13 protein-coding genes and 1 tRNA gene are annotated in these 12,690 nt (G+C 47.0%); 9 read left to right on the forward strand and 5 right to left on the reverse strand.

Translation table 11 applies throughout. The features are described 5' to 3' along the window. Positions 1 to 17: 17 nt before the first annotated feature. The 8 genes from K4H25_RS02535 to K4H25_RS02570 all read left to right on the forward strand — a co-directional run bounded on the left by K4H25_RS02535 (position 18) and on the right by K4H25_RS02570 (position 6,880). Positions 18 to 1,772, forward strand: a complete 1,755-nt coding sequence (locus K4H25_RS02535) for a tetratricopeptide repeat protein (RefSeq protein ID WP_221021872.1) — start codon at positions 18 to 20, stop codon at positions 1,770 to 1,772. After that, the gene (lolB, locus tag K4H25_RS02540) at positions 1,773 to 2,348 is read left to right on the forward strand and encodes a lipoprotein insertase outer membrane protein LolB (protein ID WP_221021873.1); all 576 of its coding nucleotides are present in this window, start codon (positions 1,773 to 1,775) and stop codon (positions 2,346 to 2,348) included. Continuing rightward, entirely contained in the window at positions 2,345 to 3,205 is an 861-nt protein-coding gene (gene ispE / locus K4H25_RS02545) for a 4-(cytidine 5'-diphospho)-2-C-methyl-D-erythritol kinase (RefSeq protein ID WP_255587946.1), read from the forward strand. Before lolB ends, ispE begins: the two co-directional genes overlap by 4 nt. Before the next feature lie 20 nt (positions 3,206 to 3,225). Next, positions 3,226 to 3,302 (forward strand) — tRNA-Gln (locus K4H25_RS02550). A 63-nt stretch (positions 3,303 to 3,365) separates the two neighbouring features. Next, positions 3,366 to 4,316 carry a ribose-phosphate pyrophosphokinase gene (locus tag K4H25_RS02555; RefSeq protein WP_173532908.1) on the forward strand — a complete coding sequence of 317 codons (951 nt, stop codon included), beginning with the start codon at positions 3,366 to 3,368 and terminating at the stop codon, positions 4,314 to 4,316. A gap of 115 nt (positions 4,317 to 4,431) precedes the next feature. After that, positions 4,432 to 5,010, forward strand: coding sequence for a 50S ribosomal protein L25/general stress protein Ctc (locus K4H25_RS02560; RefSeq protein ID WP_221021874.1), 579 nt, complete (start codon positions 4,432 to 4,434; stop codon positions 5,008 to 5,010). Positions 5,011 to 5,125: 115 nt separating this feature from the next. Further along, on the forward strand, positions 5,126 to 5,740 hold the full coding sequence (gene pth, locus K4H25_RS02565; RefSeq protein ID WP_221021875.1) for an aminoacyl-tRNA hydrolase: 615 nt from the start codon (positions 5,126 to 5,128) through the stop codon (positions 5,738 to 5,740). 60 nt (positions 5,741 to 5,800) lie between these two features. After that, a complete protein-coding gene (locus tag K4H25_RS02570; protein ID WP_221021876.1) occupies positions 5,801 to 6,880 on the forward strand; it encodes a CobW family GTP-binding protein in 1,080 nt (359 codons plus the stop codon). Here K4H25_RS02570 and K4H25_RS02575 read toward each other — a convergent pair. The 5 genes from K4H25_RS02575 to K4H25_RS02595 all read right to left on the reverse strand — a co-directional run bounded on the left by K4H25_RS02575 (position 6,858) and on the right by K4H25_RS02595 (position 11,896). Continuing rightward, positions 6,858 to 7,382, reverse strand: a complete 525-nt coding sequence (locus tag K4H25_RS02575) for a hypothetical protein (protein ID WP_221021877.1) — start codon at positions 7,380 to 7,382, stop codon at positions 6,858 to 6,860. The genes K4H25_RS02570 and K4H25_RS02575 overlap by 23 nt on opposite strands. A gap of 276 nt (positions 7,383 to 7,658) precedes the next feature. Next, complete coding sequence (locus K4H25_RS02580; protein WP_221021878.1) at positions 7,659 to 7,943, reverse strand: hypothetical protein; 285 nt, start codon at positions 7,941 to 7,943, stop codon at positions 7,659 to 7,661. A 100-nt stretch (positions 7,944 to 8,043) separates the two neighbouring features. Then, positions 8,044 to 9,171: a c-type cytochrome biogenesis protein CcsB gene (ccsB, locus tag K4H25_RS02585; protein WP_221021879.1), complete on the reverse strand. Its 1,128-nt coding sequence runs from the start codon at positions 9,169 to 9,171 to the stop codon at positions 8,044 to 8,046. Positions 9,172 to 9,181: 10 nt separating this feature from the next. After that, the gene (locus tag K4H25_RS02590) at positions 9,182 to 11,215 is read right to left on the reverse strand and encodes a cytochrome c biogenesis protein ResB (protein WP_221021880.1); all 2,034 of its coding nucleotides are present in this window, start codon (positions 11,213 to 11,215) and stop codon (positions 9,182 to 9,184) included. Positions 11,216 to 11,281: 66 nt separating this feature from the next. After that, positions 11,282 to 11,896, reverse strand: a complete 615-nt coding sequence (locus K4H25_RS02595; RefSeq protein WP_221021881.1) for a c-type cytochrome — start codon at positions 11,894 to 11,896, stop codon at positions 11,282 to 11,284. A 108-nt stretch (positions 11,897 to 12,004) separates the two neighbouring features. Between K4H25_RS02595 and yihA the strand changes: the two genes are divergently transcribed. Beyond that, complete coding sequence (gene yihA, locus K4H25_RS02600) at positions 12,005 to 12,643, forward strand: ribosome biogenesis GTP-binding protein YihA/YsxC (protein ID WP_221021882.1); 639 nt, start codon at positions 12,005 to 12,007, stop codon at positions 12,641 to 12,643. Positions 12,644 to 12,690 lie beyond the last annotated feature (47 nt).

Below are 12,690 nucleotides of genomic sequence, written 5' to 3' on the forward strand. Positions count from 1 at the left end.
AAATCTTGGAACTGACTATGTCCTTGCGCTCTTATTCATTGATTGCGGTTTTCCTTGCCGGCTTGTCAGGATGCGCGGCGCTGACGCCTGTAAATCAGTCAGCGGATGCCAGTCGCACTGCGGCAACGGCTGAGTCGGCTTCCGAGGTGGAAAAATTAGACGGCTTTGATCCGAGTATTTTGCCCAAAATTGAGCTGAGCGACGAATTAATGATGCGCTTTTTGGTCGGCGATATCGCCGCTCAGCGCGGCAATTCGGCGTTGGCGGCGCAAGCTTGGTTGGATTTGGCGCAGCGCACGCAAGATCCACGCACGGCTCAGCGCGCAACGCAATTGGCTTTGTCCGCCGGGCAATTGGTGGTGGCGCAAGAGGCCGCATTATTGTGGGTGGCCGGCGCGCCTAATTCGATTCAGGCCCGACAAATTTTGGTGAGCTTATTGATTCGCAGTAAACGCATCGATCAAGTTGAGCCGCATTTACGCGTGCTGCTCAATGCCAAATCGTCAGAAATGGCGCCGTTTTTTATGCAAATGCACCAGTTGTGGGATAAAAACAGCGATCGCGCCGCCGTGGTTACGGTGACCGAGCAATTGAGCGACGGATTTTTAACCATGCCTGAGGCGCGTTTTGCGCGTGCGGTGGCGTATAGCAATGCGGCGGATGATCCACGGGCTTTGGCCGAGTTGGATGTGGCATTGAGCTTACGCGCATCGTGGGAGCCAGCGATTTTGTATAAGGCGCAATTGCTATCAGGTAAGAAAGACCCGGCGCTGACTAAATTATTACAAGACGCAGCGAAAGCCAATCCGATGTCGACGGCGATTACTCTAGCGCAAGCGCGCAATATGGCCGAAGAGCAAAACTATCCTGCGGCGCAGCAGCAATATGAGGCGGTTTTAAATCGTGATCCGCAGCAAATCGAGGCTTTGATTGGTGCGGGTTTGATTGCGCTTGAGTTGCATGATTTAGCGCGAGCGCAGCGTTATCTTGAGCAAGCGGTGGCGTTAAATTCCAAAATTGCGCCGCAATTGGCGATGTATTTAGGGCAAATTGCCGAGCAGCAACGCCGAGATCGTGATGCGGTGCAATGGTATTTGCAAGTGAACGATGCGCAAGCTGAGCGTGCGCAGGCGCGTTTACCACGGTTGTATGCGCGACAGGGTGAACAAAAATCAGCAGATGCCGCGTTGGCAGCGTTGCCTGTTGAGTCATTGAATCAACAAATTAATAAAGCGCAAATCGAAGCGCAAGTTTGGCGTGAGCGTAAAAATCTAACGCAAGCGGTTGCAGTAATGAGCGCGGCGATTAAACGTCATCCTAATTCGGCTGAGCTCTATTATGATCGCTCTTTATATCTGGATTTAGTCGGCGATATTCCTGCTGCAGAGGCTGATTTACGCCGCTATTTGCAGCTAAGTCCTGGACATGTGCATGGCCTTAATGCCCTTGGGTATATACTTGCAAACCGCACGGATCGTTATTCAGAAGCCAATACCTACCTTGAGCAAGCCATGGCTAAAGAGCCCAATAATCCGGTGGTGCTCGATAGCATGGGTTGGCTGCGCTTTAAGCAAGGTCGCTTGAATGAGGCGGCTGAATTATTAAAACGCGCTTTTGCGCAGTTGCCTGATCCGGAAATTGCCGCGCATTATGCCGAAGTGTTATTGCAAAAAGGCGATAAAAAACAAGCCATCAGCGTGCTTAATGCGGCAATTTTGCTAGAGCCTGATGATGAAAACTTGCTCGCATTACGCCAAAAGATGGGCTTATAAGTGCTGGCGGGATTATGTAAACACCTGACGTTGGCGGTGCCTTTTCGCTCGCTGGGCAGTTTATTTTTGCTGGCATTGTTGTCCGCTTGTGTGCAAGCGCCATTAAAACCGCCTAGCGAGGGATTTGCTGCGCAGGGGCGCGTTAATATTCGCAGTCAAAATCAAGCCAATACCGCTGCATTTCATTGGGTCGCCAGCCCGCAGCGCGATGTGTTGTCACTGTCGTCGCCATTGGGCAATACCTTGGCCCAATTAACCATTCAGTATCAAGCTGGCGAGATTGTTGCCGCACAACTGCAGCATGGCGCAACGATTGATGTTGCCGATCAGCCTGAGGCGCTGTTGGAGCAGGTAACTGGATTAGTATTACCCGTTGCCGGAATGCGCTGGTGGTTGCGTGGACAACCCGATCCAAAACAGCCCTTTACGCGTGGTGCCGATGATTTTGAGCAATCGGGCTGGTTGATTCGCGCCAGTGATTATCGCGATGGAGAGTTGCCATATCGCGTTGAGCTTAGTCGTGATGATTTGCGCGTTTTAGTGTTAATTAATGAATGGAGTCATGCTGCGCCATGAGTTTTACCCCTATGGTTGATGAGCAGGGCTTTGCGGCCTTTCCTGCTCCGGCTAAATTAAATTTATTTTTACATATCGTTGGCCGTCGTCAGGATGGCTATCATTTACTGCAGTCGGTATTTCAGCTGATTGATATGCACGATACGATCTGGTTACGACTACGCCAAGATGGACAAATTGTTCACCATAATCCTTTGCCAGGCGTGCCTGCTGAATTAGATTTAACAGTACGTGCCGCGCGCTTATTGCAGCCCAAAGGCTCAGACTTGGGGGTCGATATTCGGGTTGATAAGCGTTTGCCTATGGGCGGTGGCGTTGGTGGCGGTAGCTCGGATGCGGCAACGGTATTATTGGCTTTAAACCAGTTGTGGCAATTGCAGCATTCGCGCGATGATTTGATGGCGCTGGGTTTGAGCTTGGGGGCGGATGTACCGTTTTTTATTTTTGGGCAAAATGCTTTTGTCGAAGGCATTGGTGAAATCATGACGGCGATTGAAACGCCGCAACGTTATTACGTGGTTTTGCATCCTCAGGTACATGTTTCTACCCCCGAAATTTTTAAAGACCCTCTCTTGACAAGAAACAGCCCCTCTATTAAAGTTGGCGACCTTGAAGGCGCGGCCACACGTAATGATTTGCAAGCGTGTGCAGTGCGAAAATACCCCGAGATCGCTGAACAGCTGAATATATTAAAGCAGTTTGGTGATGCCAGAATGACCGGATCGGGTAGCTGTATATTTGTAGAAATGCCTTCACAAGCTGCTGCAAATACTGTATTATGCGGCCTTCTTGAAAGTATCAACGGATTTGCAGTGCAGACGTTAAATCGTCATCCGTTATACGAGTACGCTAAGTAGTAAATTAGCAAAAAATCGCTAGGGGAGTCGCCAAGTTGGTTAAGGCACTGGATTTTGATTCCAGCATGCGAAGGTTCGAATCCTTCTTCCCCTGCCACCTATAAAAAGAAAGCGTGTAATTATATCAATTACACGCTTTTCGTTTTTTCAGGATTTGGAAATGGCTTACGACAGCCTCATGGTATTTACCGGCAACGCTAACCCTCGCCTTGCTGAACGTGTAGTAAATCATCTGGATATCTCATTGGGGCGCGCCACTGTTGGCCGTTTTTCTGATGGCGAAGTCACTGTTGAGCTACTCGAAAACGTTCGCGGTCGTGATGTGTTTGTTTTGCAATCAACTTGTGTACCGACAAACGACAACATCATGGAAATGATGTTGATGGTGGATGCGCTAAAACGTGCTTCAGCAGGTCGGATTACAGCAGCGATTCCGTATTTTGGTTATGCTCGCCAAGATCGCCGCCCACGCTCTGCGCGGGTACCGATTTCGGCCAAAGTGATTGCCAATATGTTGCAAGTCGCTGGTGTTGATCGCGTATTGACGGTTGATGTCCATGCCGACCAAATTCAAGGCTTTTTTGATATCCCGGTGGATAATATTTATTCCACTCCGGTATTACTGGCCGATATCCGCGCTAAAAATTACGAAAACCTGATGATTGTATCGCCCGACGTTGGTGGTGTATTGCGCGCTCGCGCAATGGCCAAACAACTTGGCGTTGATATGGCGATTATCGATAAGCGTCGCCCGAAAGCCAATGTGGCTGAAGTGATGCACATCATCGGTGATGTAAAAGGCCGTGATTGCGTGATTATCGACGACATGATTGATACCGCCAATACGCTGTGTAAAGCCGCTGAAGCATTGAAAAAATTCGGTGCTAACCGCGTAATGGCCTATGCCACGCATGCGGTGTTCTCTGGTGCTGCAGTCGATCGCATCATGCAATCTGAATTGGATGAAGTGGTCGTTACTGACACGATTCCAGTGAGCGAATTGGGCCAAGCAAGCGGCCGTGTTCGTGTGGTGTCGATTGCTGGTTTGCTGGCCGAAACGATGCGCCGTATCAATAACGAAGAGTCGGTTTCTAGTTTATTCGTTGATTGATGCACAATCGGGTTTACCTCAGTAAACCCGTAAGAATTCAGAGGGGTTTTCCCTCGAATCATCAGCTTCTCTGGTCGCGGGGGGCTGATGTTTTTATCTGTACTGGAGTATGACAATGACTTTTGAATTAAAAGCTACAAGCCGCGCAAAGCAGGGCACTGGTGCGAGCCGCCGCCTGCGTAAAGCCGGTCAATTGCCAGGTATCGTTTACGGTGGTTCTGCTGAAGCCGTTGCGATCAACTTGGATCACAACAGCATGTACTACACGCTGCAAGACGAAAAATTCCACACTGCATTGATCCAATTGTCGATCGATGATGGTGCTGCGGAACAAGTTTTGGTTCGTGCTGTTCAATACCATCCGTTCAAACAACAAGTTCAACATATCGACTTCCAACGCGTTAGCGCTGAGTCTGTTGTTGAATTGCGCGTTCCATTGCACTTCGTTGATGGCGATGCTTGCCTCGGCGTTAAGATGCAAGGCGGCGCGATCAGCAATGTATTGAAAGAAGTTATGGTTCGTTGCGTTGCTTCGAAACTGCCAGAATTCATTACTGTTGACCAGTCTAAATTGGCGGTTGGTAACTTGTCAGTTCACTTATCTGACATCGCATTGCCAGAAGGCGTTCAATTGGTATCGCTATTACGCGGTGCTGACTTGGCCGTTTCTATGTTGAACGGCGCTAAAGGTTAATTTAACCTTCGCAGTTCATCAAACCCGCTGATTCAGCGGGTTTTTTTATGTCTACTCAAGATTGATTGGTGTACTGAGTCTGGTAGTGATTGTGTACTCGACTGGGGAAAATAAGATGGCGATTAAGTTAATCGTAGGTTTGGGTAATCCAGGTGGTGAATACGCGGCAACGCGACATAATGCCGGATTTTGGTTGCTGGATCTTTTAGCACGTGATGGACAGATTTTTTTACGCCATGACAGCAAATTTCATGGCTTGTGCGGCAAAGTTAAAATCGCTAATCACGATGTTTGGTTATTGCAGCCACAAACTTTTATGAATCGCAGCGGTTTGGCGGTGGTGGCATTGGCGCAATTTTATAAAATCATGCCCGATGAAATTTTAGTCGTCCACGATGAGCTCGACATCGCGCCTGGCGTCGTGAAGCTTAAAAAAGGCGGTGGTAATGGCGGACATAATGGCTTAAAAGACATTCAGTCTCATCTATCGACCGCGGATTTTTGGCGTTTGCGCTTAGGGATCGGTCACCCCGGTAATAAAAATGAAGTGGCCAATTTTGTGCTCAAGCCACCACGGCGTGAAGAGCAAGACTTGATCGATGATGCCATTAATAAATCTTTGCTAGTGATCCCAAAGATCGTGGTTGGCGAAACCGGTGCTGCAATGAGTATCTTGCATACTGACGATTCAAAAAAGCGTGAACATAAACCAGAGCCAACGAAAGGTTAAGTATTTCATTCTGAGTAATGTACAGAATGGCTTTGGGCTATATACCTATGGATAAATTTCATGACAAGCAGCGTAATCCCCGTTAATTTAATTACCGGCTTTTTAGGGGTTGGTAAAACTACAGCATTGATGAATTTGCTCGCACAAAAGCCGGCCGATGAATATTGGGCGATTGTCGTCAATGAATTTGGTGAGGTAGGGATTGATGGCGCGACCTTGTCGAGCGCTGGTGATGGCTTGCAAGTCGCTGAAGTACCTGGCGGCTGTATTTGCTGCACCACCAGCCCGATGCTGCGGGTGACATTGGGTAAGTTGGCGCGGGGTATACGTCCCGATCGCCTATTGATTGAGCCCTCTGGCTTGGGACACCCTGCGGGTATTATTGATTTGCTGCGTGATCCAATGCTGGCCAGCGCCTTTGAAGTACGAGCAGTGGTGAGCTTACTAGACCCTCGGCAAATGGAAGACTCGCGTTATTACTCGCATGAAACTTGGCGTGATCAGCTGCAATTGGCCGATGTCTTGGTGATTAATAAGTGCGACGTGGCGGATGAAGAGCAAATTTTGCGAGCTGAAGCGATGGGTGCGGCGTTTTTTCCACCTAAATTAGCTATTACACGAGCCATTAATGGGCAGTTTGATTTAAGTTTGCTCGATTTAGAGCTGCATCCTGAGCGTTGGCCTGCACTCAATCATAGCGCTAATGTGCAATTGGGTGCGTATTCGCCGAGCCGACAAACGCATTCTACGCTGGCGAGTAAATCGACTGATTCTGGTGATGCCGATACGAGCAGCTGGCCTATTTGTAAAATGCAGTCGAGTTTAGGCTCGCATAGCTGTGGCTGGATTTTTCCACCTGAAGTGGTGTTTAGTAGTAGCAAGGTCGCCGATTTATTGACAGCATTGTCGCAAAACAGCGATTTAAATTTGCAAGGACTGACTCGCGCTAAAGGGATTTTTCATACTGAGCGCGATTGGTATCGCTTTGACTGGGTGGACAGTATGACTAGCGCTGCGCCAGCAGCCTATCGGCGAGACAGCCGTTTTGAGGTGATCGTACAAAGCGATCAAGCACCCGACTGGCTGCCTTTGCAGCAGGCTTTAGTGGCGACACTGATTAGCTCGCCATCACTGCTTTAACTTGATACAAATAGGCATCGGCCATATCACTGTGGCCGGCCTCTTTGAGCGCCTTTTGCCAGCGATCAATACAGAACTGCAGCTCGTCATAACTGGTCATGGCATCAAATACATCACTCAACATAAATTCGAGTTTATTGGATAAATAAGCTTGGTCAGTCATATGCATGATGCGCCGGATTTTTTGGCGAGAATTGGTGCTAGGTAACACGCGCTGTTGTGCTGGCGCCGCTGTAATCGGTTTGACTGCGATGGGTGGTGGCAGTGGTGCTGCGCTGCTGGCATAGCCGGTTTGCTCAACAATCAGCTGTAAATCCATTAATTGCTGTAATTGTTTATTTAATTCATTGATATCGGGCTGTAATGCGAGTAGCTCTGCTACGCATTTTTGGCCATCAATCATAATTAATAGTTGTCGCAAACGAATTGGAAAACCCTGGCTGCGAGTTTTCACTTCGCTAAAGCCTGCGTCTGTTTTGCTGAAAATCGAATTGTGATTCATTACTACCCCTGCATGCCTTTTTGCTAGCTTACATATAATTAGTTCCTAATGGTATCGGGGATACGCCCTGTTGCTTGTAAATATATATTACAGGCTGCCGCTGATGACATGGTTTTAAGTGCTTAATTTCGCTTGCTGATGGCTTGAATTGCCTTAATTGCACGGTTTTGAGCCGCATTTTTAAGCGCGTATTTTTATTGTTTGTAACGAAATCCAAATGGACTTTTGCTTGAATTAGCGCTGAATAAGTGTTGTAAAATGACAACTTGCTATTGGTTAAGTATCTTGTTGTAAGATACCTTCGTTAGGCTGTAAAGATTTTGCTATAGATGTGCTGGTTTTTTCTACTTGGGCTGTGGACAGTTTAATCATCCCTGCCATTTGTAGTTTTTCTAACCGGAGTAATAAATCGGGCAATGGCATGAGCTGGGTGAGTGCCGCAACGCTAATCTTGCCATCAATTAAAATCAGCAGTTGCCGCTCTTTAAAATTGAGCTGCTGGCTGCGCGTGCTGATTTCGCTAATGCCAGCGGCGGTTTTTTCGTAAAAAGTGCTTTCCATGATGACCTCGCAGGATGTTTCTTCATTCAAGACCTTGTCATGGTTGCAGTGCAATAAAAAAAGCCGCTCAAAGGATGAGCGGCTTTTTATCTGTTGTAGTTTAGAGCCCGCCGTAAGAATGCAGCCCAGATAAAAACATATTAACGCCGATAAAGGCAAAGGTCGTAACAAAAAGACCAATAATCGCCCACCATGCCAAAATATCACCACGCCAGCCTTTGATTAATCGAACGTGTAACCATGCGGCATAATTGAGCCAAACGATCAGCGCCCAAGTTTCCTTAGGGTCCCAGCTCCAATATCCACCCCAAGCATCAGCGGCCCACATCGCACCGAGTACGGTTGCAATCGTAAAAAACAAAAATCCGATGGCAATCGCTTTGTACATCACTTCGCCCAGTGTGTCGTAACTTGGCAGCTTGTTAGTGAGAATGCCACGAGCAGACAGCAGTTGCGCGATACCTAGCATTGAGGCAATCGCAAAACTGCCATAACCGACAAAGTTAGCAGGGACGTGGATTTTCATCCACCACGATTGCAGTGCAGGAATCAAAGGTTGAATCTCATGCGCTTGACGATCGAGTGAGTACCAAATAATAAAACCCACTGCCGCAGAAATGATCAACAGCACAAACGCACCCATGGTTTTGGCGGCAAATTGCGCTTCGTAATACAGATACATTAAAGCCGTCATCAAACAAAATAGAATGAAGACCTCATATAAATTGGAGACCGGAATATGTCCGACATCGGCTCCGATTAAATAGCTTTCATACCAGCGAACCAGTTTTGAAATCATCGCTGCGCCAGCCGCAGCCCATGTTAAGCCCGAAGCAATACTCAGTGCGGTGGCCGATTGGCGTAATAAACCAATCCAATACAGGATGGTGGCCAGGAAAAACAGCACACACATCCACATCACAGCCGATTGACTCGAGAGTAGATACTTTAGCCAAAACTCAGTTTGCCCACGGCTTAAGTCGCCAGCATAGAGCTCAATGGCGCCGAGTGCAATGATGCCGCAAACGGGAAAGAACACTCGCATCGCTGGCCAAAACCAGCCAAACCAGCAAAGAGCGGCGACTGAACCAATTAAAATGCCCTGTTCATAATAGTCGAGAAAACTGTGGTATTTCTGCCACGAAACCAAGGCGGTTACCACGATAAACAGCGTAAACAGCACATCAGCAGTATTAAAACGTCGATTTTTCAAACTTAGCGAATTCATACAAAGGCTCTCAAAGTGGGGCTTGTTGCTGGTTTGGTGCAAGGTGCTCGATATGGGCGGCAAACTCACGATTTAAATCGTCGGTTTTGCGATTGCTACTCATGGCGATCAAGGTTGAATGCGGACTAATTCTGATCCATAGACGATTTTCTCGAATATAAAACATGCAGAAAATACCGATGATTAACAACAAAGAGCCTAAATAGACTACGTTTTTACCGGGCGAGCGGGTGAGTTGAAAACCACTCGATTTCACCTCGTTAAATCCAGTGAGTTGCAAAATAGCCGGTGAGCCGTAATCAAACAAACTGCTGGTGGCCACCAAACTATCCATCAAAAAGCGATACTGCATATTATCGGTTGGCGTTACTGGCAGGCCAGCTTGCGTTTGGGCTAATTCCATCGCATCGATGGCCGCACTTTGCAGTACTTTAAGATAGGTCTGTGCCACCACTTGGCGTTCAGCTTGCGGTACTTTTTTCTCTAAAAAGCGCTCAATCGCAGGGAAGCCACCTTGGCTAAATTGAAATAACACGCCCTCGGTAATTTCAGCAAATTGTGCCTCGCCATCGGCAGAAACACCACCCGCTTTTAAGGCTTTAGCCGCCGTTCTTTTCGCAATATCGGCATGCAAATTAGCGTTTAAAATCGTCGATCTAAAGCGCATGAAAGCATCAAGTTGCATATCTTGATCTAGCGGTATACGTGTGAATGCAAAGGGAGCATGAACTTCGCGGCGCATACCAGTAATGAAATAGCTGCTGTCATTTTCTACAAATGGCTGCATATAGTTCTGGTATTCAAGCGCTTGCCCACGATCATCGCGGACTTTAAATTGAATGGTTGGCCCTAAATTACGCACGTTCCGATCGCCATGCACCGATTGCGCCGTCGCTAACGCCGTTTGCAGTGGCGAAACGGCAACAGCAGAGGTGTCACCCGTCGTCGCGGTTTTATCTAGGGTTTCAATATTAAAGGGACGTAGATCGCCAATTTCGAGGCTGTATTTGGCTTGACCAGAGGTGAGCGGGAGTTTGGTCTGTGACTTTGCCGCCAAATTCGATTTGGTATTGCTCAATAAATCCCATTGCACAAACTCAAGACCGGAACCGCCATCGCCAAAGCTGGCTTGATAAATGGCAACGCCATCTACAATTAAAGGATGATTGACTTTAATTGTGCCACTTTGGATGACATTTCCTTTCATATCCAGCACATCAATATCACTGGCAAAAAGCTTAGGCATGCCAGTTGAATAATGCTCAATATGAAATTTATTCAGTTTTAAAATGAAGGGTAGTTCTTGAACAAAATAACCATTGCCGGAGTTCAGAAAAACGACGCTGGCAGAGCTGCCCTCACTTAAATTGACATTGCCACGAAACGATAAATTATTTGATGCCAGGCGAGACATTGCTGGAATTTGGCTTTGTGGCACATCGCGGGTTTCTGCTGTTTTAATATCCAGCATTTCCATGACTTTTAATGGCAAATTACCGTCCATTAATCCGCCAATACAAATAACCACAATTGCTGCATGGGTAAATAAATAACCCAATCGCTGCCAACTGCCTTTTTTCGCCGCAATTAATGTGGCATCACCATCGGCTCGCAAGCGATAGCGATAGCCATATTCAGTGAGGTGCTGAGTAACTGTTGGTTGCTCGAGTGCTTGATTGATTTCATGATGATGCGACATTAAGCGCAAAGAATTGGCGCTGGCTTTTTCGCGATAACCACGTATTTCGCGAATAACACCGGGGAAATGCCGCCAAATACACAAACAGGTCGAGCAGACCAAAAATGCCAAAATCAGCAAAAACCAAATCGAATGGTAAACATCGAATAAGCCAAGTGGTTCAAAAATGCTAAACCAAAAATCACCAAACTCAACACGATAATTAACATAAGGCTCATTTTGTTTGAGCACGGTACCAATAATTGAGGCAATCGCAAGTAGCGTTAATAAACTAATTGCAAAACGCATCGATGATAATAAATCAAAGAGGGCGCGACGGAAGGAGTGTGTATTTGAGGTCATCATAAAATCAAAAAAGGGGCGAATCGCCCCCTTTAGTACGCGCAAATCGAAATGAGTTCCGATTAACGCTTAGTGAATCGATTGTATATATTCAGCAACAGCTTTGATTTCAGCATCGGATAGCTTGGCCGCAATTTCCATCATTGGCACATTATTACTACGCTGACCATCACGGAAGGCTTTAAGCTGGGCTGCGGTATAGGCAGCATGCTGGCTGCTTACAAGTGGGTACTGTACTGGAATCCCCGCACCAGAAGGTCCGTGGCAGGCCATACAGGCAGGAACATTTTTGGCCGCAATGCCACCACGATAAATCTTTTGTCCAGCTTCAACTAAGGCTTTGTCTGACGCGCCAATTGCTTTCGGCGTTTGCTTGCTATAGTAAGCAGCAACATTGGCCATATCAGCCTCAGTCAACGGGGTTGCCATGCCTAGCATAATGGCATTTTTACGCTTTTGACTTTTAAATTCTTGCAACTGTTTAATGATATATTCTGGGTGTTGTCCAGCTAAGCTTGGATTTGCGCTCGCTACGCTATTTCCATCTACGCCGTGACAGGCCGCGCAGACTTGGTCAACGATGACTTTGCCTTTGCTTGGATCGCCCTTAACAATCGCCGACATAGCGGCAGGTGATAACATTAAAAGTGCTGCAATGCTCACTGCAACAGACATGCTGCGCATAAATCCGCTCCCGTGTTGGAGTACGTCAGTCTAAGGTGCCGACGATAATCGTTCAAATACTGGTATTCTATAGCAAGACTCCGATACAAACCACAATGGCACCCACAGATGTCCCTATTTCAAGGCTTGCAGTTCCTAACTACTGTAAATGATTTAAAGACTTTACCTCATGAAGGGGTAGAAGTTGCTTTCGCCGGTCGTTCAAATGCGGGTAAATCTAGCGCAATTAATACGCTCGCGAATATTACTCGTCTAGCCTATGTTTCGAAAACGCCTGGGCGTACTCAGCATATTAATTATTTTGATTTTGGTAACGAACGACGTTTAGTCGATTTACCAGGTTATGGTTATGCTGAAGTTCCTGAGCGAATTCGTAAACATTGGCAAGGTTTATTGGCGCAATATTTATCACACCGTGATAATTTAATTGGCTTAGTGCTAATTATGGATAGCCGTCGACCACTGACTGATTTAGATCGCAATATGTTGAGTTGGTTTCGCCCTACAGGAAAACCGATCCATTGCATTCTGACCAAGTCAGATAAATTGAATAATCAAGAAAAAGCATTAGTGTTGCGTAAAGTGAAAGCCGAATTTGCTGATGACGCAATGATTACTGTGCAACTATTTTCTAGCCTTAAAAAACAAGGCGTGGATGAAGTTGAGCAAGTGGTTGGTAGTTGGTTTACTGCTGCATTAGAGCTTAGAAACGAGCTTGATCCGACCAATGGTGAAGCAAATTCTTGATATTTGCGATTGAGAAGCTATCTTAGTTACAGGTGCGCCCCTGCACC

The sequence above is a fragment of the Deefgea piscis genome (assembly GCF_019665785.1).
Classification (GTDB): domain Bacteria; phylum Pseudomonadota; class Gammaproteobacteria; order Burkholderiales; family Chitinibacteraceae; genus Deefgea.

What these genes read in the sequence shown, in the direction of transcription:
- K4H25_RS02535 (WP_221021872.1), top strand. Translation starts at nt 18, where the DNA reads ATGTCCTTGCGCTCTTATTCATTGATTGCGGTTTTCCTTGCCGGCTTG.
- ispE (WP_255587946.1), top strand. Translation starts at nt 2,345, where the DNA reads ATGAGTTTTACCCCTATGGTTGATGAGCAGGGCTTTGCGGCCTTTCCT.
- K4H25_RS02555 (WP_173532908.1), top strand. Translation starts at nt 3,366, where the DNA reads ATGGCTTACGACAGCCTCATGGTATTTACCGGCAACGCTAACCCTCGC.
- K4H25_RS02560 (WP_221021874.1), top strand. Translation starts at nt 4,432, where the DNA reads ATGACTTTTGAATTAAAAGCTACAAGCCGCGCAAAGCAGGGCACTGGT.
- pth (WP_221021875.1), top strand. Translation starts at nt 5,126, where the DNA reads ATGGCGATTAAGTTAATCGTAGGTTTGGGTAATCCAGGTGGTGAATAC.
- K4H25_RS02570 (WP_221021876.1), top strand. Translation starts at nt 5,801, where the DNA reads ATGACAAGCAGCGTAATCCCCGTTAATTTAATTACCGGCTTTTTAGGG.
- K4H25_RS02575 (WP_221021877.1), bottom strand. Translation starts at nt 7,382, where the DNA reads ATGAATCACAATTCGATTTTCAGCAAAACAGACGCAGGCTTTAGCGAA.
- K4H25_RS02580 (WP_221021878.1), bottom strand. Translation starts at nt 7,943, where the DNA reads ATGGAAAGCACTTTTTACGAAAAAACCGCCGCTGGCATTAGCGAAATC.
- ccsB (WP_221021879.1), bottom strand. Translation starts at nt 9,171, where the DNA reads ATGAATTCGCTAAGTTTGAAAAATCGACGTTTTAATACTGCTGATGTG.
- K4H25_RS02590 (WP_221021880.1), bottom strand. Translation starts at nt 11,215, where the DNA reads ATGATGACCTCAAATACACACTCCTTCCGTCGCGCCCTCTTTGATTTA.
- K4H25_RS02595 (WP_221021881.1), bottom strand. Translation starts at nt 11,896, where the DNA reads ATGCGCAGCATGTCTGTTGCAGTGAGCATTGCAGCACTTTTAATGTTA.
- yihA (WP_221021882.1), top strand. Translation starts at nt 12,005, where the DNA reads ATGTCCCTATTTCAAGGCTTGCAGTTCCTAACTACTGTAAATGATTTA.